This is a genomic window from Bradyrhizobium sp. Rc3b (genome assembly GCF_900114915.1).
Taxonomy (GTDB): domain Bacteria; phylum Pseudomonadota; class Alphaproteobacteria; order Rhizobiales; family Xanthobacteraceae; genus Bradyrhizobium.
Genome location: NZ_FOUS01000010.1, coordinates 176,832 through 197,924 on the forward strand (window position 1 = coordinate 176,832; position 21,093 = coordinate 197,924).

At 63.2% G+C, this 21,093-nt stretch carries 18 protein-coding genes; 6 read left to right on the forward strand and 12 right to left on the reverse strand.

Features of this window, described 5'->3' with window-relative positions; genetic code table 11:
- Positions 1–118: 118 nt before the first annotated feature.
- The 4 genes from BM190_RS23995 to BM190_RS24010 all read right to left on the reverse strand — a co-directional run bounded on the left by BM190_RS23995 (position 119) and on the right by BM190_RS24010 (position 4,920).
- Positions 119–1,498 carry an MFS transporter gene (locus BM190_RS23995; protein ID WP_018322790.1) on the reverse strand — a complete coding sequence of 460 codons (1,380 nt, stop codon included), beginning with the start codon at positions 1,496–1,498 and terminating at the stop codon, positions 119–121.
- A 336-nt stretch (positions 1,499–1,834) separates the two neighbouring features.
- Positions 1,835–2,629, reverse strand: a complete 795-nt coding sequence (locus tag BM190_RS24000) for an ABC transporter ATP-binding protein (RefSeq protein WP_092259676.1) — start codon at positions 2,627–2,629, stop codon at positions 1,835–1,837.
- A 13-nt stretch (positions 2,630–2,642) separates the two neighbouring features.
- Positions 2,643–3,539 carry a nitrate ABC transporter permease gene (gene ntrB / locus BM190_RS24005; protein WP_092259678.1) on the reverse strand — a complete coding sequence of 299 codons (897 nt, stop codon included), beginning with the start codon at positions 3,537–3,539 and terminating at the stop codon, positions 2,643–2,645.
- A 61-nt stretch (positions 3,540–3,600) separates the two neighbouring features.
- Positions 3,601–4,920: a CmpA/NrtA family ABC transporter substrate-binding protein gene (locus tag BM190_RS24010; protein ID WP_092259680.1), complete on the reverse strand. Its 1,320-nt coding sequence runs from the start codon at positions 4,918–4,920 to the stop codon at positions 3,601–3,603.
- Between the two features lie 673 nt (positions 4,921–5,593).
- Between BM190_RS24010 and BM190_RS24020 the strand changes: the two genes are divergently transcribed.
- Positions 5,594–6,433 (forward strand): formate/nitrite transporter family protein, encoded by an 840-nt coding sequence (locus BM190_RS24020; RefSeq protein ID WP_092259682.1) that lies wholly within the window; start codon positions 5,594–5,596, stop codon positions 6,431–6,433.
- A gap of 60 nt (positions 6,434–6,493) precedes the next feature.
- Entirely contained in the window at positions 6,494–8,230 is a 1,737-nt protein-coding gene (locus tag BM190_RS24025) for a bifunctional protein-serine/threonine kinase/phosphatase (protein WP_018322785.1), read from the forward strand.
- Between the two features lie 834 nt (positions 8,231–9,064).
- Here BM190_RS24025 and BM190_RS40625 read toward each other — a convergent pair.
- Together BM190_RS40625 and BM190_RS24030 are read right to left on the reverse strand one after the other, a co-directional pair.
- Positions 9,065–9,214 carry a hypothetical protein gene (locus tag BM190_RS40625; protein WP_177237258.1) on the reverse strand — a complete coding sequence of 50 codons (150 nt, stop codon included), beginning with the start codon at positions 9,212–9,214 and terminating at the stop codon, positions 9,065–9,067.
- A 389-nt stretch (positions 9,215–9,603) separates the two neighbouring features.
- Positions 9,604–10,521 (reverse strand): intradiol ring-cleavage dioxygenase, encoded by a 918-nt coding sequence (locus tag BM190_RS24030; protein ID WP_092259684.1) that lies wholly within the window; start codon positions 10,519–10,521, stop codon positions 9,604–9,606.
- Between the two features lie 159 nt (positions 10,522–10,680).
- Between BM190_RS24030 and BM190_RS24035 the strand changes: the two genes are divergently transcribed.
- Positions 10,681–11,955 carry a serine hydrolase domain-containing protein gene (locus BM190_RS24035; protein ID WP_092259686.1) on the forward strand — a complete coding sequence of 425 codons (1,275 nt, stop codon included), beginning with the start codon at positions 10,681–10,683 and terminating at the stop codon, positions 11,953–11,955.
- Positions 11,956–12,007: 52 nt separating this feature from the next.
- On the opposite strand, the gene BM190_RS24040 is transcribed toward BM190_RS24035, so the two are convergent.
- The 3 genes from BM190_RS24040 to BM190_RS24050 form a co-directional block, all read right to left on the reverse strand.
- Positions 12,008–13,327, reverse strand: a complete 1,320-nt coding sequence (locus tag BM190_RS24040; protein WP_092259688.1) for a TRAP transporter large permease — start codon at positions 13,325–13,327, stop codon at positions 12,008–12,010.
- Positions 13,324–13,839: a TRAP transporter small permease gene (locus BM190_RS24045; protein WP_018322779.1), complete on the reverse strand. Its 516-nt coding sequence runs from the start codon at positions 13,837–13,839 to the stop codon at positions 13,324–13,326. The genes BM190_RS24040 and BM190_RS24045 overlap by 4 nt, the downstream gene beginning before the upstream one ends.
- Positions 13,840–13,923: 84 nt before the next feature.
- Positions 13,924–14,922 carry a TRAP transporter substrate-binding protein gene (locus BM190_RS24050; protein WP_092259690.1) on the reverse strand — a complete coding sequence of 333 codons (999 nt, stop codon included), beginning with the start codon at positions 14,920–14,922 and terminating at the stop codon, positions 13,924–13,926.
- 542 nt (positions 14,923–15,464) lie between these two features.
- Between BM190_RS24050 and BM190_RS41195 the strand changes: the two genes are divergently transcribed.
- Positions 15,465–15,824, forward strand: coding sequence for a DUF1236 domain-containing protein (locus BM190_RS41195; protein WP_143109074.1), 360 nt, complete (start codon positions 15,465–15,467; stop codon positions 15,822–15,824).
- 87 nt (positions 15,825–15,911) lie between these two features.
- Positions 15,912–17,369 carry a sensor histidine kinase gene (locus BM190_RS24065; protein ID WP_092259692.1) on the forward strand — a complete coding sequence of 486 codons (1,458 nt, stop codon included), beginning with the start codon at positions 15,912–15,914 and terminating at the stop codon, positions 17,367–17,369.
- 39 nt (positions 17,370–17,408) lie between these two features.
- Here the strand turns inward: BM190_RS24065 and BM190_RS24070 are convergent, their stop codons facing one another.
- The 3 genes from BM190_RS24070 to BM190_RS24080 all read right to left on the reverse strand — a co-directional run bounded on the left by BM190_RS24070 (position 17,409) and on the right by BM190_RS24080 (position 20,355).
- A complete protein-coding gene (locus tag BM190_RS24070; RefSeq protein ID WP_092259694.1) occupies positions 17,409–17,873 on the reverse strand; it encodes a DoxX family protein in 465 nt (154 codons plus the stop codon).
- Between the two features lie 87 nt (positions 17,874–17,960).
- On the reverse strand, positions 17,961–19,319 hold the full coding sequence (locus tag BM190_RS24075; RefSeq protein ID WP_092259696.1) for an MFS transporter: 1,359 nt from the start codon (positions 19,317–19,319) through the stop codon (positions 17,961–17,963).
- Complete coding sequence (locus BM190_RS24080) at positions 19,288–20,355, reverse strand: amidohydrolase family protein (RefSeq protein ID WP_092259698.1); 1,068 nt, start codon at positions 20,353–20,355, stop codon at positions 19,288–19,290. The genes BM190_RS24075 and BM190_RS24080 overlap by 32 nt, the downstream gene beginning before the upstream one ends.
- Positions 20,356–20,532: 177 nt before the next feature.
- On the opposite strand from BM190_RS24080, the gene BM190_RS24085 reads away from it, so the two are divergent.
- On the forward strand, positions 20,533–21,087 hold the full coding sequence (locus tag BM190_RS24085; RefSeq protein ID WP_177237259.1) for a MarR family winged helix-turn-helix transcriptional regulator: 555 nt from the start codon (positions 20,533–20,535) through the stop codon (positions 21,085–21,087).
- Positions 21,088–21,093 lie beyond the last annotated feature (6 nt).

The window sequence follows — 21,093 nt, forward strand, 5'->3', positions numbered from 1 at the left end:
ATGTTCTCCTGCCTGTTGGGTTTGCCTTGGTGCGCGCCATTGCGAACCAGGTTCATGGTCAAACTGTCGGGCAATGCTTCTCCCCGCGTACGGGGAGAAGCGAGATTCGTACCAAGTGTCAGACTCGCGCCTCCGCGAGGCTTGACGCGCCCTCACCCTGCGGGCCGCGACGCAGGTAGAACCACCACGTCAAGCCGAGGCAGCTGGCGTAGAAGCCGAGATAGATCGCGAGCGCGAGCTGGGGGCCGCCGGTCAGGGCGATCGACTTGCCGAAACCGGTCGGGATCAGGTAGCCGCCAACGGCGCCGATCGCGCCGATGAAGCCGACCGCCGCACCACTCTCGATGCTCGCCGTCTTCAGCGCGAGCGCGCGCGCCGCATCGCCCTTGCCGCGCACCTTGAACAGGTTCTCTTCGCGGAAGATCGAGGGGATCATGCGATAGGTCGATCCGTTGCCGATGCCCGTCGTCACGAACAGGATCAGGAACATCGACAGGAAGCCGATGAAATCCTTTTGCCCGACGAAGTAGAGCACGCCGACCGTTGCGCCCGCCATCACGATGAAGTTCCAGAAGGTGATGACCGAGCCACCGATCTTGTCGGCAAGCCAGCCGCCGAGCGGCCGCGACAGCGAGCCGACCAGCGGCCCCAGGAACGCGATCGCAATCGTGATTTGCGGGAACTGGGTCTTGATCAGCAGCGGAAACGCAGCCGAATAGCCGATGAACGAGCCGAACGTGCCGATATAGAGATACGCCATGATCCAGGTGTGCTTGCGCTTGACGATCGCAAGCTGGTTCTTCACCGACGACTTCGCCGTGGTCAGGTTGTTCATGAAGAACACGGCACCGAACACCGCGATCGCGATCGGCAGCACCCACATCAGGCCGGCGTTCTGCAGGAAGATGCCGTCGACCGGCGTCGCCTGGAACAGGTTGAAGACGGCGAGCGTCATCAGGATCGGGGTCAGGAGCTGCACGCTGGAGACGCCGATATTGCCGCCGGCCGCGTTCAGGCCGAGCGCCCAGCCCTTCATCCGGTCGGGGAAGAAGAAGGAGATGTTGGTCATGCTGGAGGCGAAGTTGCCGCCGCCGAGACCCGCGGTCGAGGCGATCAGCAGCATCAGCCAGAACGGCGTATCGGGCTGGCTCACGAAATAGGCAAGCGACAAGGTCGGAATGAACAGGATCGCCGCGCTGAAGATGGTCCAGTTGCGACCGCCGAACGTGGTCACCGCGAAAGTGTAGGGAAAGCGCATCAGGGCACCGATCAGCCCCGGCACCGCGATCAGCTGGAACAGCTGGTCGGTCGAGTAGTGAAAGCCCGCCTGCGGCAGCTTGGTGGTGACGATGCTCCAGATCAGCCAGACCGAGAAGCCGATATGCTCGGCCACGATCGACCAGATCAGGTTGCGTCGCGCGATAGTCTTGCCAGTCGCATTCCAGAACGCCTCATCTTCGGGGCGCCAGTCTGAAATCCAAGTAGGATTCTTCGTCATTGAGTATCCCTTCCAGGCTCACCGCTGCGTCGTTGCAGGCTCTGCCTCACATGGAGGCGCGCTCCGAGGCTTCACCCCGGTGGCGAGTTCACGATGCTGATTGATGATGTTGAGGGACGTCGTCGTTGGCGTCGCGCAAAGACATTTCAATTTCCGTGCCAGTTGCGCGCACGCTGGAAATACAGGGATTTCAGGACGTTATTCGTATTGCCAGAAATTTTTGCAGGGCTTTTTCGCACGCAAAATTTGCGATTCGCTCAATCCTTGTGCGACGCACAAGGATTGAGCGGGATGTCGATTATTTGTGCGCAGGCATCCGCTTGCGTTAACTCTTCGTTACGCGGCCTCGACGAAGCGATGACGCTCATAGAGGAATTCGAGCACGCGCTGGCGGCACTTCAGATAGGTGGTGTTGGTGGCGAGCTCGAGCCGCTTGCGCGGGCGCACCAACGGCACCTCCAGCACCTCGCCGATGCGCGCGCTCGGCCCATTGGTCATCATCACGATGCGGTCGGACAGCAGCACGGCCTCGTCGACGTCGTGAGTGATCATCAAAATGGTGTTGCCGAGCTTCTGATGCAGCGCCATCACCGAGTCCTGCAAGTGAGCACGGGTCAGTGCGTCGAGCGCGCCGAACGGCTCATCCAGCAGCAGCACCTTCGGCTCCATCGCCAGCGCCCGCGCAATGCCGACGCGCTGTTTCATGCCGCCGGAGATTTCGGAAGGACGCTTGTCCTTGGCATGGGCCATCTGCACCAGATTGAGATTGTGCAAGACCCAGGCGTCGCGCTCGGCGCGGGACTTGGTCCTGGCAAAGACCTTGTCGACGCCGAGTCTGACGTTCTCGTACACGGTGAGCCACGGCAACAGGCTGTGGTTCTGGAACACCACGGCGCGGTCGGGCCCCGGCGAGTTGACCTCGCGATTCTCCAGCAGCACGCCGCCGGTGGTGGCGTTGGTCAGCCCCGCGATGATGTTGAGCAGGGTCGACTTGCCGCAGCCGGAATGGCCGATGATCGAGACGTATTCGCCCTTCTCGATCGTGAGATTGATCTCCTTCAGCACCTCCGTGGTGGCGGCGCCGCGGGTGAAGACCTTGTCGATGTGGTCGAGCTTCAGATAGGCGGTCATGTACCCTCTCCTCTCAGTTCAGCGCGGTGCCGCGGGTGACGACCTTGCCGAGGCCCGCGATCACGCGGTCCAGCACGAAGCCGACGATGCCGACATAGAACAGCGCCAGGATGATCTCGCTGATATGCGAGGAGTTCCAGGCGTCCCAGATGAAGAAACCGATGCCAACACCGCCGATCAGCATTTCCGCCGCGACGATCGCCAGCCACGACAGGCCGATGCCGATGCGAAGGCCGGTGAAGATGTAGGGCGCGGCCGCCGGGATCATGATCTTGGCGAAGAATTCCAGCGGATTGAGCTGCACCACCGCGGCGACGTTGCGATAGTCCTGTGGGATGTTGCGGATGCCGACCGCGGTGTTGATGATGATCGGCCAGATCGAAGTGATGAAGATGACGAAGATCGCCGAGGGCTGACCGTCGCGGAAGGCCGCGAGCGACAGCGGCAGCCAGGCCAGCGGCGGAATGGTGCGCAGCACCTGGAACAGCGGATCGAGCCCGCGCATGGCCCAGACCGACTGCCCGACCAGGACGCCGAGCGCGATGCCGGCGATCGCCGAGAGCGAATAGCCCAGGGCAACGCGCTGCAGACTGGCGGACAGATGCCAGAACAGGCCCTTGTCGATGCCGCCATGGTCGAAGAACGGATCGAGGATCAGCTCCTTGGTGTCCTTGAATACTTTCGACGGCGGCGGCAGCGCCGAGCCGGCGCGGCGGCAGACCAGTTCCCAGACCAGCGTCAAAAGCGCGATCACGACCAGCGGTGGGATCACGCGCACGGCAGTTTCCCGCGCCATCCGTGCATAGGCTTCCGTGCGCGGCGGGCGCTTCGGCGTCAGCGCGACGACCGGCGCGGCAACGGCCGCAGGCGACGCGATCTCAAGCTCAATCTTGGTGGCAGGAATGTTCATCGAAAATCCCTCTCCGGCTTCAAAGGACGAAGCGGCCGCCTGACGGCGGCCGCAGGCTCCATCAGACTTCGACGCGCTTGATCGCGAGCGACTTCAGATAGGCTGCCGGATTTTCGGGATCGAACACCTTGCCGTCGAAGAAGGTCTCCTTGCCACGCGAGGTGGAGGTTGGAATTTCCGCGGCGGCGACGCCCAGAGTCTTGGCCGCATCGCGCCACATGTCCTCGCGATTGACCTTGGCGATCAGCGCCTTGGTGTCGAAGCCAGGCTCGTACTTGCCCCAGCGGATATCCTCGGTGAGGAACCAGAGGTCGTGGCTCTGGAACGGGTAAGAAGCGAAGTCGCGCCAGTACTTCATGATGTGCGGCGAGTTTTCGACCACCTTGCCGGGGATGCCGTAGTCGAACTTGCCGGCGCTGCGATCGAGCACGTCCTCGACCGGGCAGTTCATCCACTGCCGTTTGCCCATGATGGCGGCGAGCTCGGCCTTGTTCTCGGCCTTGTCGGCCCATTGCTGGGCTTCCATCACGGCCATCAGCAGCGCCTTGGCAGCCTTCGGATATTTGTCGACGAAGGCGGCGCGCATGCCGAAGGACTTTTCCGGATGCTTGTTCCAGAGCTCGCCGGTGTTGACCGCGGTGTAGCCGATCTTCTGATTGATCAGCTGCAGATTCCAGGGCTCGCCGACGCAGAAGCAGTCCATGGTGCCGACCTTCATGTTGGCCACCATCTGCGGCGGCGGCACCACGATGGTCTCGATGTCCTTGTCGGGATCGATGCCACCCGCGGCGAGCCAATAGCGGATCCAGAGATCATGCGTGCCGCCGGGGAAGGTCATCGCGGCCTTCACGGCCTTGCCGGAGACTTTCTTCTTCTCCAGCGCCGCCTTGAACGGCGATGCGTCGACACCGAGCTTGAGGTCCGCATATTCATTGGCGACCGAGATGCACTGACTGTCGAGATTGAGCCGCGCCAGGATGTACATCGGCGTCGGCTGGTTGTTCTGCGTCACCTTGCCGGCCGAGATCAGGTAAGGCATCGGGGTCAGGATGTGCGCGCCGTCGATGCCGTTGCCTTCGGAGCCGAGCACGAGATTGTCGCGCGTGGTGCCCCAGGAGGCCTGCTTCTGCACGTCGGTGTCGGGCATGCCATATTTGGCGAACAGGCCCTTGTCCTTGGCGACGAAGAGTGGGCCGGCATCGCTCAGCGCGATGAAGCCGAGCTTGGCACCCTTGACCTCGGGGCCTGAATCCTGCGCGAAAGCGCCGGCGGGGAAATTCAGTTTTGCGGCGGCGAGAAGTGCGGCGGTCGAGCCGGTGGCCTTCAACAATTGACGGCGGCTGAGGCCACTCTCCGAGGGCCGGCGGGTGCGCTTGGTCATAGGCAGTGTCGTCCTTTGCATCGTTGCAGAATTGATGGCGTCAGTGCACACGAGCAGCCCGTCCGTCCGGCGGCGCCGCCTTTGGCGCATGCGAACGCACGGCGGGGAGACCCCCGCCTGATGGCGTCGGCAAGTCGGATGAGAAGTCTCGCGGGACGGCTTCAATGGCGTCGGCATGGAACTATTCAAGCTTCATGCCAAGCCCGACACACCGAAAACTTATTATAGATCAGTACATTAAAGAGACTGCGCGCGACTGTCGCAGGTCCAGCCCGCATGCGAAAGTTGCGGCCTGCTTAATTCTTGTGCGGCGCACAAGCCTTGTGCAACCGATCAAGCAACAGGCCGCCAAGTGCTGTGACGCCGGATTGGGCCTAGATCCATGTTATTGATGTGACTATATTTTTCTTGCCGGACGGCGCGGCACGCAACTTGCTTCTCTATGAACGTCAACGAAGACTGCGGCTCGCCGCATTGTGCAGCCTCTGGCGGCTGCATCCGGAAGCTCAACTGCCTCGCGGCCGTTCCTGGCTTTAGTCCTCGTGACGCGATTCCCAAGGCTTCCAGACATTCCATAGCCCTCGTGCGCGGCAGGCCAGCCGGCACGGCCCATGACGTTGCAGCCGCGCTCCCGGGCGCGTCGATCTCTCTTACGAAGCAAAAGGAACCATTGATGTCGTATCTCGCGCCTTCGGAATTCGTCACCAAGATGGTGGATGCGGGCGAGTCCAAGATCTTCATGTCCACCCGGGATACCATCATCCGCGCCTACATGGCCGGCGCCATCCTCACGCTCGCCGCATGGTTCGCCGTCACGATCAACGTCAACACGGGTCAGCCGCTGGTCGGCGCGCTCTTGTTTCCGGTCGGCTTCGTCATGTTGTACCTCCTCGGCTTCGACCTCCTGACCGGCGTGTTCGTGCTCTCGCCGCTTGCCCTGATCGACAAGCGTCCCGGCGTCACGATCGGCGGCGTGCTGCGCAACTGGGGCCTTGTCTTCATCGGTAATTTCGCCGGCGCGTTCACGGTCGCCTTCATGATGGCCTTCGTCACCACCTTCGGCTTCACGCAGCCGCCGGACAAGGTCGGCACCGCCATCGGAATCATCGGCGAGAGCCGGACGCTCGGCTACGCCGCGCACGGTGCAGCCGGCATGGCGACGCTGTTCATGCGCGGCATGCTCTGCAACTGGATGGTCTCGACCGGCGTCGTCGGCGCCATGATCTCGACGTCGGTCCCCGGCAAGGTCATCGCGATGTGGATGCCGATCCTGGTGTTCTTCTACATGGTGTTCGAGCATTCCGTCGTGAACATGTTCCTGTTCCCGTCCGGCCTGCTGCTCGGCGCAAAATTCTCGATCCTGGACTATCTGATCTGGAACGAGATCCCGACTGTGCTCGGCAACCTCGTCGGCGGCCTCGCCTTCACCGGCATGACCCTTTACGCCACGCACGTCATGACCCTGCCCAAGCGGCAGGTCGACAAGGCCGCGAAGCCCCGCGTTGCGGCCTGATCAAACACGTCTCGACAGGGGAGCCTCGCCCAGCCAGGGTGAGGCTCCTCTCTCCTGGTGATGACGATGACCCGCGGACTCCTGATCTCGGTCGGCCAGCACTCCGACAAGGGCCGCAAGCCGGTCAACCAGGATTTCCACGGCGTCCTGATTCCGGAGGAGCCGCTGCTCGGCCTGAAGGGCATCGCGGCGGTCCTCGCCGACGGCATCTCCTCTAGCACGGTGAGCCAGATCGCCAGCGAGTCGGCGGTCAAGAGCTTCCTGATGGACTATTACTGCACGTCGGAATCCTGGACGGTGAAGACGTCCGCCCGCCGCGTGCTGGATGCGACCAATTCCTGGCTGCACGCGCAGACGCGCAAGAGCCAATACGCCTATGACCGCGACAAGGGCTATGTCTGCACGCTGAGCGCCATGGTCATCAAGGCGACCACAGCGCACATCTTCCATGTCGGCGACTGCCGCATCTACCGCGTCGCGGGCAAGGCGCTCGAGCAGCTCACCGACGATCACCGGATCATCGTATCGTCGGAGCAGACCTATCTCGGCCGCGCGCTCGGCATCAATCCGCAGCTCGAGATCGACTACCTGGCGTTCGAGGTCGAGGCCGGCGACACGTTCCTGCTGGCGACCGACGGCGCCTACGAATTCGTCGACGCGCGCTTCATCACAAGCGCGCTGAACGAGCACGCAGGCGAGCTCGACGGAGCGGCCAAGGCGATCGTCGAGGAGGCCTACCGGCGCGGCAGCGACGACAACATCACCGTCCAGATTATCCGCATCGACGCGGTGCCGCAGCGCGAGCCGGCCGGCATCTTCAATCAGACCTCACAATTGCCGCTGCCCCCGCTGCCAGAGCCGCGCGCGATGTTCGACGGCTACCGCATCGTCCGCGAGATCCACGGCAGCAGCCGCAGCCACATCTATCTCGCCGTCGATGTCGAGACCGAGGAGCCGGTCGCGCTCAAGCTGCCGTCGGTCGATTTGCGCGACAATGCCGCCTATCTCAAGCGCTTCCTGATGGAGGAGTGGATCGCGCGCCGGATCGACAGCCCGCACGTGCTGAAGCCGCTGTCACAGTCGCGGCGCCGCAATTATCTCTATGTCGCGACCGAGTTCGTCGAGGGGCAGACCCTGAAACAGTGGATGACCGACAATCCGCGCCCCGATCTCGAGACGGTGCGTGGCATCATTGAGCAGATCGCCGCGGGCCTGCGCGCCTTCCACCGCATGGAGATGCTGCATCAGGATCTCAGGCCCGACAACATCCTGATCGACAAGACCGGCACCGCGAAGATCATCGACTTCGGATCGGTCAGGGTCGCGGGCGTCGCGGAGGCCGCGCCACGGGACGAGGCCGACGAAATCCTGGGCACGGTCCAGTATACGGCGCCGGAGTATTTTCTCGGGCAAGGCGGCTCGCCGCGCTCCGACATGTTTTCGCTGGCGGTGATCTGCTACCAGATGCTGACGGGAAAGCTTCCCTACGGCGCCCAAATTGCCAGGATCCGGCGTAAGGCGGACGTGCGGAAGCTCAAATATCGCTCCGCGGACGACGACCGCAGCGTGCCGGCCTGGATCGACGGCGCGCTCCGCCGCGCGCTTCATCCCGATCCCTACAAGCGGCACGAGGACCTGTCCGAATTCGTCTTCGAGCTTCGTACGCCCAATCCGGCCTATCTGGACACGCGGATCACGCCGCTATTGGAGCGCAGCCCGCTGATGTTCTGGAAGCTGACCTCGGCCGCTCTCGCCTGCGCCGTCGTCGTGCTGCTGGCGCTGCTGCACGCCCGCTAGGGCCGAAGCGTCGACTCTTGACGGTCATGCAGGAACTTTATCGAGGTCTCCCTAGATCAATCTTTTGTCGGACGCGTCCATCGGCGCCGACTATCCGCCAGCGTGATAGCGCCTGCAGCCACTAGGACAATGATGATGACCGTGGCAAGCGCCTCCACCGACGCCAGGGTGTCGTACCAGCTGTTCCAAAGCTCAAGCATGCGCTGGCCTCTATCGAGCGCCGCCCATCAGCGATAGAATACACTTTGTCAAAAGGACGCGCCTTCGCGCGCAAGTACAATGCTGCGTTTCGTCGCGTGCCTTTTGATCGCGCGGCAACGTGACCCATGCCGGAGGCCGGAACGTCGAGCGAACCTAGTTGAGGTCGCCCCGTGGTGAGGTCGCCGGCCCCTATGTCGAAGATGTTGACCAACTGTGAAGTGGTTTACATCCTTGGGTCTTGGCTCGGGCTAAAGTGACGAAAGCTTCTTACTTTGAAGGAGGCATCCAATGCTCGCGGCAATCAAATGGAACTCCCGATATAACGCTCGCGAATGGGTGATGAAGGCCGGGGCGCTCGTCGTCCAACTCCGCGCACCGAATGCAAACCGACAGAGCGGTGAAAGTAAGTCAAGGCGGCCACTCTGGAAACAGTTCGACGACACCCATCATTGGGACTCAACCGCGGAGGAATGGGTCCCAAACCCTGATCGGTGATCGTGCAACGCATCGTGCGCGCACCGGCCGAATTCCGAGACTTCAAGATCCCCGTCGCTGACGGGCCCATCTAGCGGTGAGGCCGCGTCTTGAGTTTTGTTTGCCTGACATCCGTATCACGGACAGACGCGGTCGGCCCTACGGGGCTTGATCGTAGGCCTGCAGGATCCTGACAAAATCAGCCATGCTGGATCGATCCTGGTTTTCAGCGATAGCCGCAATCTGAGTATTGGACGCGGGTCGGCTTCCCTGCCAGAACCGCATCAGGAGATCGGCGATGTTTCTCATGGCGTACTCTCTGCACCAACCATGGCAATCAGCAGCAATTGAGCGGCAAAGCGCCGGTTAGTTCGGGAGAAGGGCCGGCGGGCGCTACGCCGCCGGCCTTGTCCCGCAACTGCCGGCTCGCAGGCCGGTTCCGTTGCTTTTCACTCTGGATGCATCGGTACCACCAAGCACTTGGCCGGCGCCATCGCGCGCAGGTATGAAGTGACCATACCTAGGTAGACTTGGGTGGTGAATCGGGATCAGTCGACCAAGTGGCGACTTAATCGCTGGTAGGTTGACGACTTCCGTGGATGGCCCAACTCCGAACGCTGAGGTCCGTTATTGCGCCGCTATCAGAAACACAGCGGACTTCGTACGCGCCCGGAGTGCCGCGGCATCCCGGCGGGCCATCAGGCCCGCTCCACAGCCTTCACACCAAGCGGCGTCGGCGCCATGCCGCCACCGGGCTTGAGGTGGAATTCATAGCTCATCAAATGCCACTGACCGTCCGCCTTGGAGCCGTCAGGCATCGCGGGATCGTTGCGCGGCTCGACCTTGGCGACGAGATCATCCTTGACCCCGAACACCACGTCGGAATCCAGATATTTGTCGCCGTCCATGAAGACGTGCGTGATCAGCGGCTCGTATCCCTTCGCGTTGACCAGGAAGTGCACATGCGCCGGGCGCATCGGATGACGCTTGGTCTGCATGATCATCTCGCCGACCGGGCCGTCGGTCGGGATCGGATAGCTGCATGGCAAGATGGTACGGAAGAAGAAGCGGCCATCGTCATCGGTGATGAAGCGCGCCCGCGCCGAAGCGCCGACCTCGTCATAATTCGGCTTCTGGGAATCGTAGAAGCCGTCGTCATCGGCATGCCAGACGTCGACGGGGACATTGGCCAGCGGCTTGCCCTTGAGATCGGTAACGCGGCTCTGCACGAACATCCGCTCGCCGGTTTGATTGTTCGGCGAGATGTCGGTGCCGTGCGCGGCCACCTTGTGCTCGCCGACATAGAACGGGCCGAGCACGGTTGTCTGGGTGGCGCCCTCGCGGTCGCGATGGTTGACCGCGTCGACCAGCATGGAGACACCGAGCACGTCGGACAGCAGGATGAACTCCTGGCGGGTGTCGGTGCATTTCTGCCCGGTGCGGGTCAGGAAATCGATGGCGTAGTCCCATTCCTCGAAGGTGAGACCCGTCTTGCTCACGTAATCGTGCAGCGACTTCACCAATTCCTGGAGCAGGAATTTCGCGCGCGGATCGGGCGTGCTGTCGAAGCTTTTGACGACGGCCTGGGTGAGATCAGTCTCGTTGAACTGGGTCATGATGGTTTGCCCTGCGTTTTCTCATTGGCCCCGGGGGGGCCTGGAGGCGTTCCAGGGGCCAGCCTACACCAGCCGGCCCGCTCGCGTTAAGCGCGAGCGGCTTGGAATGGGGCCGTCATTTGGCTATCAACGGACCGACAAAACTGCCCGGAGGAACTGATGCTCGCCCCCACCCCCGCCTCGCCCGAATCCGTCGGCATGTCCAAGGCCGCGCTCGACCGCATCGATGCGCATCTGAAGAACCGGTACATCGATGCCGGCCGCTTCCCGGGCACGCATCTCCTGGTCTACCGCCGCGGCAAGGTCGCGCACAGCTCGGTTCAAGGCTTTGCCGACGTCGAGCGCAAGCTGGCGGTCAAGGACGACACCATCTACCGCATCTATTCCATGACCAAGCCGCTCACCAGCGTCGCCTTCATGATGCTGGTCGAGGAAGGCCTGGTCGCGATCGACGAGCCCGTCGCCAAATTCATTCCGGAATGGAAGGATCTCGGCGTGTTCGTCGCCGGCACTTCGCCTGCCTTCCTGACCCGCCCGCCGTCCCGGCCGATGCTGATCGTCGACCTCCTGCGCCACACCTCCGGCCTCACTTACGGCTTCCAGCAACGCTCCAATGTCGATGCCGCCTACCGCGCCGAGAAAATCGGCGAGGTCGAGAAGTCAGGCACGCTCCAGACCATGATCGAGAGCCTCGCAAAAATCCCGCTGGAGTTCTCGCCGGGCGAGGCCTGGAACTATTCGGTCTCGACCGACGTGCTCGGCTATCTCATCGGCAAGATCTCGGGAATCCCCTTCGAGCAATTCCTGAAGCAACGCATTCTCGACCCGCTCGGCATGACCGACACCGATTTCCACGTGCCTGCTTCCAAGGCCCACCGGTTCGCCGCCTGCTACTCGGCCGACCCCGGTGGCGGCATGACCTTCCATGCCGGCCAGCGGCGCGAGGGCCTGACGCTTCAGGACGACCCCGCAACGAGCTCGTTCCTTACCCCGCCCTCCTTCATATCCGGGGGCGGCGGCCTCTGCTCGACAGTGGCAGACTATCTCACCTTCTGCCGCGCGCTTCTCAACGGCGGCGAGCTCGGCGGCGTCAGGCTGATCGGGCCGAAGACGCTGGCGCTGATGACCAGCAACCACATTCCGGGCGGCGGCGCCCTGCCCGAAGTGTCGCGCTCGCTCTTCTCCGAGGCCACCTATAACGGCATCGGCTTCGGCCTCGGCTTCGCGGTGACCATGCGCCCGTCCGAAACGCTGATCGCCGGCAGCCCCGGCGAATACAATTGGGGCGGCGCAGCCACGACCTCGTTCTGGATCGATCCGGCCGAAGAGCTGATCGCGATCTTCATGACGCAGGTGCTGCCGTCGAGCGCCTACCCGATCCGGCGCGAGCTGCGCAGCATGGTCTACGCCGCGATCACCGAGAGCAATCTGTAACCAATCCAACCGATCCCGCGGCCCACCGCCGCGGGATCGCGCCGTCAGACGCTCATTTAAGCATCTCCGGCACGATCAGACGCGGCAGGAACAGCGACACGCTGGGCCAGACGATGACTGCCGCGAGCACGAGCAGCATCGGAATCAGCATGATGACCGTGTCCTTCAGCGCATAACGCAGCCGCACGCCCGCGATCGAGCAGGCGATCATCAGACACAGGCCGTAGGGCGGCGTCACCAGTCCGAAGGCCAGCGACACGATGGAGATGATCGCGAACTGAACCGGATGGAGATCGACCGACTTGGCGAGCGGCTCCAGCACCGTGCCGACGATGATAATGGCCGGGATGGCGTCGAGAAAGCAGCCGACGACCAGAAAGCAGAAGGAGATGAAGAAGCCGGCCGCAACAGCGCCCATGCCCCATGTCGAGACATTGGCCAGCAGTTCCTGAGGGATCTTGTAGTAGGCGAGCAGCCAGCCAAACGCACTTGCGGTGCCGACGCAGAACAGTGCCACGCCGGCGAGGCGCCCGGTATCGAGCAACGCCTTGTACAATTCGCGTAGACCCGTCTCGCGATAGAAGAATGCTGAGAGCACCACAGAATAGAGCACCGCAACACAGGCGGACTCGGTCGCGGTGAACCAGCCGAGCAGGATGCCGCCAACGATGATGAACGGCGTCATCATGGCCGGTATCGACCGCCAGATGGCGCATCGCATCTCGACCCAGCTTGCCTTCGGATAGGTCGGGTAGCCGCGGCGCACGGCATAGACATGCACCGTCGCCATCTGCGCGCCCGCGATCAGCAGGCCCGGCACGATGCCAGCCAGATACATCGCCGCAATCGAGGTCGAGATCAGCCCGCCCCAGACGATCATCAGGATCGACGGCGGGATGATTACCGCCAGAACCGCCGACACCGCCGTGATGGCAATGGAGAACGAGAGGTCGTAGCCCTCCTTGGTCTGCGCATCGATGAAGATCTTTGACTGGCTCGCCGCGTCGGCGGTCGAGGAGCCGGAGATACCGGCAAAGAACACCGATAGCACGACGTTGATTTGCGCCAGCGACCCCGGCCAGTGACCGACCATCGAGCGCGACAGCGCAACCAGGCGGTCGGTGATGCCGCCGATGCTCATCAGGTTCGCCGTCAGCAGGAAGAACGGCACCGCCAGCAGGATGAATGAATTGTACGCATTGAAGGTCTCCTGCGCGAGCGTCATCAGCGACAGATGCGGCTCGATCAGCAGGATCGGCACGCAGGCAAGGCCGAGCGCGAAGGCCACCGGCACGCGCACGATGAGCAGGCCGATGAAAACCCCGAACAGCACCATCGCGGCCTGTCCGGCAGAGAGTACATTGCCGCTCATCGCCCTGCCCCAACCAGAATGCGCATTTCATCGACGATCTGTTCACCCGCGAAAACGATCCACGTGACTCCGGCAACGGGCCAGGCGACGTGAATCAGCCAAAGCGGCAGATCGGCCAGTTCCGAAGTCCTGTTCCAGGCGAAGCGGGTGAACTCGAGGCCGGCCGATACGAACACCAGCGCCAGCGCCAGTATGCCGAGCCGCGCGAGGATTCGCACCGCGGCCTCCGACCGCCGCGACAAATCGGGCCACACATCGACCTCGAAATGCTGCGCTTCGCGCACGCCGACCATGGCGCCGATCATGATCGTCCAGACGAACAGGAAGCGCGCCATCTCCTCCGTCCAGATGTAGGACGGAATGAAGGGCGTGTAGCGTGAGATGATTTGCAGCGTGACCGGAACGACCAGGACGCCGACGCAGACGGCCAGCAGGAATTCCAGCAGCTTCGCATAGGCCGCCGAGACGCGACGCCACAGCGACGGTGTGGACGGGACGGGCATTTCAGACATTGGGGCTCCGTGCAGCAACTCATCCGCCAGTTCCGGGCAAGAAGCGGGGCTTGCCCGGAGATGCTGTCGGCGGACGCAAAGACCTCAGACGACGTTGATCTTCTCGAAAATGCCCTCCGCACCGATTTCCTTGGCGTAGGTGGCCATCACGGGGTCGGCGAGCTTCTTCATGGCGTCCCGCTCCTCGAAGGGAACGCGCTTGAGCTTGCCGGCCTTCTCGAGCGTGTCGAGCTTGACGACCTCTTCGCTCGACTCGAGCTGACGGCCGTAGTCGCCGGCCTCCTTGCCGGCCTTCATGATCGCGTCCTGCAACTCCTTCGGCAGGGTCTTCAGCGTCTTCACCGAGAAGCAGATCGGCCGGATCGACACGGCGTGCTGGGTCAGGTTGAGATGCGGAGCGACTTCGTAGAACTTCATCGCCTCGACGCCGGCCGCCTCGTTTTCGCCGGCCGATATCACGCCGTTCTGGATCGCGTTGTAGATCTCGTTATAGGCGATCACCGTCGGGCTCATGCCGACCGCCGCAAAGGTCTTCGACCAGATCGGCGCGCCCTGCACGCGAACCTTGAGTCCCTTGAGATCGGCGAGATTCTTGAGCGGCTTGTTGGCGAAGATGTTGCGGATGCCGCCGCCGGCATAACCGATCAGGACGACCTCGGCCTTCGCCGCGACCTCGTCAGCGATCGGCGCCAGGATGTTGGCCTCGACGACCTTGTTCATGTGCTCGATGCCCTTGAACACGAAGGGCGCATCGATGAAGGGGGCCGCCTTGGCGAAGGTCGACATGTGAGCCGGCGAGACGATGCCGTAATCGACCGCCTTGCCCTGCGACATGTACTCGAAATACTGCTTCTCGAGGCCGAGCGAGGAGTTCCTGTGCAGCGTGAAGTTGACGGGCTTGCCGTAATACTTCTTCACCAGCTCCTCGAACCGGAGCAGTGCCCGGTTGAAGGCGTGGTCGTCGTTGAACTGGACCGCGCCGTTCAGCGAGATCGGCGCTTGCGCCCTGAGGATCGACGGCATCCCAATCGTAGCCGCCGCAGTGGTCGCACCGATACCAGCGAGAAATGACCTTCGCTTCATCGTCTCCCCTCCCTTTGATGCTCCGGCCCTGTCGCCGGGCCGTGAGCGCAGCCGGTATCCGGCTTGCGAAGGGGAAGGGTATGAAAAACGTCGGCGGGACGGAAGTCATTTCGCGCGCGCTGGAGGTACTCTTCGTCGCAGGGCTAAGCCCCCACCACCTGTTGCACTGCAACTCGCGCCCCTGCCGGCGCGGGCGGGCTGTATGGGCACAGTCGCACTCCCGGAGGAGGCCGGCCACGAGCGGACCTAATGTGCGGCACGCACGGACCCGCTCGCCCGCTGCTGCAGGCCTAGTGTGTATGCCCGATCAGATAGATGCCGCCGCCGATCACCAGCACGGCCGGCACAGCCCACAAGATCAATACCGGCGTTTGCCGCTCTCAGCTTCGGTCCGCGATTTGTAGATCGTGCCCGACGGGCTGACGACGGTCATCGACGTGTCCGTCGGCTTCTTGTCGACGAGTACACTTCTTCGTCTTGACGTCCTGCACGACGCAGAATTCGTCGGCCGCGCGGCGCTTATTCTCGTGAGGAGGACAAAGATGAAGAAGCTGCTCCTGCTATCCGCCGCGGCGGTTCTGATCTCGACCAGTGCGTTTGCGCAATCCACCGTGGTGACAACCACCGGAACCGGTCACGAGGCAGCTGTTCAGATCGAGCCGCAATACCGGACCAGGATCAAATCCTACGTCACCGAGCATCACCTTCGCCCGATCACGACAAAGGAAAAGATCATCGTCGGCGCGACCGTGCCGGGCGACGTCGAGCTGGAGGCCGTGCCGTCCGATTGGAGCGCGGACATCCCGAACTGCGCTGCAACATCTCGTTTCCGAACCGCTCGCCATCTGCGAAAAACATGGCGCCGCGCAAGTCCCGCACGTATGGTCTGCCCAAAATCATAATCCGGCGCCGCTGCGCCGGAACCGGGACGCCCGCGTTTGTCAAAGCTCACCCTGCCGGTCCGGCTCGCTCTTCTGGTGACAGGAACGATGTTGCCGCTGATCGTCTTTGCGGTTGGCATTGTATTCTACAATTACAAACAGGATCGAAGCGACGCGACCCGCCGGGTGCTGGAGAACGTGCGTAGCATGCGCCTCGTGCTCGACTCCGAGGTGCAGCGGATGACCGGCGGCTTGCAAGTCCTTGCACTGACGAATTCGCTGCGTAACGACGACTTCCAGAACTTCCGCCGCATCGCGCTCGGCTTCGTCGACCAATATGGCAAGGGCGGGTTGGTGCTGATCTCCGATCGCAAGGGCCGGTTGCTGTTCTCCTCCGCAACGGAAGACACCGCAAGCCTGCCGCCACGCGGCCATCTCGAGATCATCGAAAAGGTATTTGCGACCAGGTCGCCGCAATATTCCGACCTGTTCACCGGCGCGATCAACGGGCGGCAGGTGCTCACCGTCGAGGTTCCGGTGTTCCGCGACGGCGAGGTGATCTACGACCTCTGCTTCAGCCCGCCGATCAGTATCTTTCAGGAGCTGGTGGAGAAGCAACGGCCCGACCCGCTCTGGACCGTGACTCTGCTCGACACCAAGGGCATCGTGTTTGCGCGCGCGCCGAACCCCAGCGAGACCTTTGGCAAGCGCGCCTCGCCCTCGCTTTATGCCGAGATGTTTCGCCGCAGCGAGGCATCGCTCCCGACGGTGTCACTCGACGGCGTCGCTCTGGCCGCGGCCTACACACGATCGCGGCTGACGGGCTGGACGATCGCCGCCGGCGTCGACGAAAGCTCGCTGATCGCGCCGCTCTGGCGCAACATCGCGATCACCAGCCTGATCGGCGGCATCCTGCTGCTGACCGGCCTGACCTTCGCGGTCAGGATGGCGACCACGATCGCGCGCGGCGAGATGCTGCACAATCTCCTGATCGATGAGCTCAACCATCGCGTCAAGAACACGCTTGCCTTGATGCAGGCGATCGCCGTGCAGACCTTCCGCAGCGCCAGCCGGGACGAGCGGATGAAATTCGAGGGACGGCTTGGCGCACTGGCCGAAGCGCATAATTTGCTGAGCCAGGAGAAATGGGCGGGCTCCGAGCTGCGGGAGGTGATCGCCCGCGCGCTTCAGCCGTTCCTGATGAACAGTCCCGACCGCATCCGCATGGCCGGACCCGCCGTACCGCTGTCGCCGCGGCTCGCCGTCGTGCTGTCGATGATCGTGCACGAGATCGCCACCAACGCCGCGAAATATGGCGCGCTGTCCAACGAGACCGGCCGGGTGACGCTGGATTGGGAGATCATCGCCGATGCCCCGAAACCGCGGCTGCGCCTGATCTGGACCGAGATCGGCGGACCGCCGGTGACCGCGCCGGTACAGCGCGGCTTCGGCTCGCGCCTGATCGAGCGCAGCGCACGCGACCAGCTCGGCGGCGAGGCCACCGTCGATTTCCTGCCGCGCGGCGTGGTCTGCACGGTGGTCTGTACGCTGGACGAGGCGCGGTGAGCGGGAGAGCAGAACTCCCGCGGCAAGCCTGGCAGACCATCACGAGAGCCGGGGAGCCCCCCTGGGATCGGCCTTCATGGCGGCCTGTACGGCATAAGCGCCGGGTCCATAGCAGGCGATGAGAGCAAGGGCGCCGAGCAGGCCGAGATTCTTCAGGAAGTTGATGGTCTGCATGACGACCGCGGCTTCCGGCACGGCCCAGAAATTGTGGAACATCAGCGTCGCGGCGACGGTGAACGGAATCAGAGCCATCGCCGCCTGGCGCGCGAACAGCCCAAGCAGCAGGGCCATGCCGCCTCCGAGCTCGACCGCAATCGCGCCCGCGGCGAGAACGGCCCCTAACCCATCCGCTCCTCCCGGAAGCCTGCCGGCGGTCACGGCAAATGCCAGCACCTTTCCGACGCCGCTGTAGAGAAACAGCGGCGCGATCGCGACGCGCGCGAACAGGAGCACCCAGGCATCGAACTGGCCTGCGGCGTCAGTGGAACGAGTGGATATCGGCATTCGGGATCTCCTTCTAGTTTTTAGTTTTCGTCGGGGAAAGCGGAGGGATGATCCACATCACCCCCATGGATGGATCAACGCGCCTCGTCACTCCGCGGCGGCGACATCGGCCGTCGGCAGGCGCGTTGCAGCGGCAAGACCAAGCGATCCGATCGCCAGCGCGCCGACGATCGACGCTCCGCCGATCGCCCAGAACACGGCATCCGGACCGCCGGTGGCTTGCTGGAGGAGACCGATGACATAGGGGCCGAGGATCGCTCCGACACGGCCGATGCCGAGCTCCATCCCGACGCCGCTGGCGCGGAAGCAGGTTTCGTACGAGCCGGCGGTGAAATTGTTGAGGACGTGCTGCGCGCCGATGATGCAGAAGCCGGCAATTGCGACGATGGCGAGATTGACGCCGTGGCCGCTGACGAAGACGAGCGCCAGCACCGCGATCCCGCCGCTCAGCCACCATGTCGCCAGATAGCGCGGCGTCAGCGTAAAATTGCGGTCGGCCAGCATGGCCAGCGTGAGACCGCCGATGAAGGACATCGCCTGCATCAGGGCCCCGAAGCCGAACGAGGCGGCAAAGGTCTCGCCGCGCTTCAGCATCACCGTCGGAATCCAGCTGGTGAGACCGAAGATCGCGAACAGGCTGAGGAACGCCGTGACCCAGATGGTCAGCGAGACGCGGCGATAGCGCGGACCGAGCAAGGCACCGATCGTGCTCTGCGGCGTCCCGCCGCCGGCCGCGGCGAATGTCGCAGTCTGGTAGACGGACGCCCGCTCCGGCCGCAATCGCGCAAGCAGCGCGCGCAGCTCCGGGACCCGCGACCTCGAGGCCAGAAATTGCGGGCTTTCGGGCAGGACGGCGTGCGCCACGAAGGTCAGCGGGATCGACAACGCGCCAACATAATAGAGGATCTGCCAGCCGTGTTGCGGCGTCAGGAAAACGCCGACGAGACCGGCGCAGACGCCGCCGAGCGACCAGCCCAGCGTCACGCCCCAGAGCGAGAACGTGTTGCTGACACGCTTCGGCGCAAGCTCGTTGATGAAGGTCGTGCCGAGCGGCAACAGCACGCCGAGGCCGAGCCCGGTGACGAAGCGGAGGGCGCAGTAGCTCCAAAAATCGTTCGCCAGCACGGCAGTCAGCAGCGTGAAGACGTTGACGATCCACAAGCCCGCGAGCAGCGTGCCGCGCCGGCCGAAGCGATCCGCCACGCTACCGTGTCCGATTGCGCCGAACAGGAATCCGACGAGACCCGAGCTTACCAAAAACCCCGCCTGGCTTGGTGCGAGCCCCCAGGGCTGGACCACGTAATGGATGACATAGGCCGGATTGAAGGTGTCATAGCCGTCGAACAGCGTGATGAGCGTGATGAGAATGCCGAGCAGCTTGTGGAACGGGCCGATCGGAGCGGCGGACAATTCCTCATGCACGTCGATTTCGGACGAGATGCTCACGGGGTTCCTCCATGGAAATTGATGAATTGCTCTGCTCTGCGGCAGATTGAATTGAGGCCTTGCCGAGCCCGAACAGGGCGCACGCGTTGTCGCGGCCGATCTTGATGCGGTCGCCTTCGGAGATGGCAGCCGTGTCAAACCAGTCGGCGGCGTGGCCGATGTTCTCGAATGGCCAGTCGGCGGAGAAGAGGATGCGGTCGGCGCCGATTTCGAGCATCGCGTCGATCAGCGCCTGGGTGCGGAAATTGCCCGACGTGGTGATGTAGAAATTTTCCCTGAAGTAGTCGGCGATCTTGCGCCGTGCGGGATAGACGTTCTGCGCCCGCATCCACTTGTTGTGGTTATCGACGCGCCACATCGAATAGGGCAACCCCTCCCCCATGTGGCCGAGGATGATCTGGAGCCGCGGGTGCGCGTCGAACAGGCCGGATCCCATCAGGCGCAACGCATGCACCGCGGTCTCCTGCCCGAACGCCCAGGTTGGGCCGAGCAGCCAGCGATGCCCCTCGTAGATGGCCGCGTCCTTCGGCAACGGATTGCGCGGATGCAGGTAGAAGGGAACGCCGAGACGCTCGACCTCCGACCAGAACGGCCAGAACTCCTTGCGATCGTAATAGATGGCCTGATCGACACCGGCGAGCTCGCTGAAACCGTTGACGAGCGCGCCGCGAAAGCGAAGCGCGCTGACGCAGCGATCGAGTTCGCTTGCCGCCGCCTCGGGATCCTGCATCGGCAGCGCCGCGAGGCCGCGGAAGCGGTCAGGCCGTCTTGCGACCTGCTCCGCCAGAAAGTCGTTAGCGCGGCGCGACAGGTCCAGCGCCCGGTTGCGGTCGGGAATGGCCTGCACGGCGGGCGCGTTCAGCGACAGCAGCATCATCTCGATGCCGTGGGCGTCCATCTCCGCGAGCCGGCGATCGTGGATGTCGAGCAGCCGGGCCTTCAGCTCGACCCAGTCCTCGGTCGGCGCGAAGCCCGCGCTGTCCTGGACGGTCTCGTCCATCGCGAAATGCTCCTCGAGCGCAATCTTTCCCTGCATGGCGTCGTTCCTTCGGCTCCGCTTTCGGCGTTGACAAAGCAAAGCGCCTGATCCAGATACTTGTCAATGAGAAAGTTGTATTTGCAAATGATTGATATGCAAATATTGCACATGCGAAGGTTGACGCTTATTCCGGGCGTAGCTCTCCCGCCAGGACCCAAGCCCGGACCTAAACTCATGTACCGATTTTCGAATTCGCTTCCCTATCTGCTCGCCCGGCTGGGCGTGCGCATGGGCGACCTCTTCGCGCGCGTGATCCGTCACGAGAAGTTGACGCTTCCGATGTACCGCGTGCTGGCCGCTCTATCCGAGCAGGGTCACCCGCTGCGTCTCGGCGAAATCGCCGAGCTGACATCGGCCGACGTGTCTACCTTGTCGCGCATCGTCGCGGAGATGAGCCGTGCGGGCCTGTTGACGCGCGACCGTCCCGAAAACGACCAGCGCAGCCTCCAGGTCGTCCTGACGCCCAAGGGCACCGAGTTGGCGGGAAGGCTGATGCCGCTCGCCGCCTATTATGAAGAAGTCGTCACCGGCAGCATGTCCGCCAAGGAAGCGGCGGAGCTCAAGCGCGTGCTGGTCGAGCTCTACAAGAACATCGACCGGCTCGAGCAGGAAGTCGAAGCCGGATCGATCAAGGTCCCGCCGCCCGCGCGGCCGAAAGAAATCCGCGACGAGCGGCCCGAGGCGAAAGCCAGGACGAGCCAGCCGCGCGGCAGGACATCTAGAAAATAGGGAAAC

Bases quoted from the DNA above. Each gene is read 5' to 3' on its own strand.
- BM190_RS24020 (WP_092259682.1), top strand. From the start codon at position 5,594: ATGTCGTATCTCGCGCCTTCGGAATTCGTCACCAAGATGGTGGATGCG.
- BM190_RS24010 (WP_092259680.1), bottom strand. From the start codon at position 4,920: ATGACCAAGCGCACCCGCCGGCCCTCGGAGAGTGGCCTCAGCCGCCGT.
- BM190_RS24035 (WP_092259686.1), top strand. From the start codon at position 10,681: ATGCTCGCCCCCACCCCCGCCTCGCCCGAATCCGTCGGCATGTCCAAG.
- BM190_RS24070 (WP_092259694.1), bottom strand. From the start codon at position 17,873: ATGCCGATATCCACTCGTTCCACTGACGCCGCAGGCCAGTTCGATGCC.
- ntrB (WP_092259678.1), bottom strand. From the start codon at position 3,539: ATGAACATTCCTGCCACCAAGATTGAGCTTGAGATCGCGTCGCCTGCG.
- BM190_RS24025 (WP_018322785.1), top strand. From the start codon at position 6,494: ATGACGATGACCCGCGGACTCCTGATCTCGGTCGGCCAGCACTCCGAC.
- BM190_RS24045 (WP_018322779.1), bottom strand. From the start codon at position 13,839: ATGTCTGAAATGCCCGTCCCGTCCACACCGTCGCTGTGGCGTCGCGTC.
- BM190_RS23995 (WP_018322790.1), bottom strand. From the start codon at position 1,498: ATGACGAAGAATCCTACTTGGATTTCAGACTGGCGCCCCGAAGATGAG.
- BM190_RS24065 (WP_092259692.1), top strand. From the start codon at position 15,912: ATGTTGCCGCTGATCGTCTTTGCGGTTGGCATTGTATTCTACAATTAC.
- BM190_RS24030 (WP_092259684.1), bottom strand. From the start codon at position 10,521: ATGACCCAGTTCAACGAGACTGATCTCACCCAGGCCGTCGTCAAAAGC.
- BM190_RS40625 (WP_177237258.1), bottom strand. From the start codon at position 9,214: ATGAGAAACATCGCCGATCTCCTGATGCGGTTCTGGCAGGGAAGCCGA.
- BM190_RS24050 (WP_092259690.1), bottom strand. From the start codon at position 14,922: ATGAAGCGAAGGTCATTTCTCGCTGGTATCGGTGCGACCACTGCGGCG.
- BM190_RS24000 (WP_092259676.1), bottom strand. From the start codon at position 2,629: ATGACCGCCTATCTGAAGCTCGACCACATCGACAAGGTCTTCACCCGC.
- BM190_RS24085 (WP_177237259.1), top strand. From the start codon at position 20,533: ATGTACCGATTTTCGAATTCGCTTCCCTATCTGCTCGCCCGGCTGGGC.
- BM190_RS24080 (WP_092259698.1), bottom strand. From the start codon at position 20,355: ATGCAGGGAAAGATTGCGCTCGAGGAGCATTTCGCGATGGACGAGACC.
- BM190_RS24040 (WP_092259688.1), bottom strand. From the start codon at position 13,327: ATGAGCGGCAATGTACTCTCTGCCGGACAGGCCGCGATGGTGCTGTTC.
- BM190_RS41195 (WP_143109074.1), top strand. From the start codon at position 15,465: ATGAAGAAGCTGCTCCTGCTATCCGCCGCGGCGGTTCTGATCTCGACC.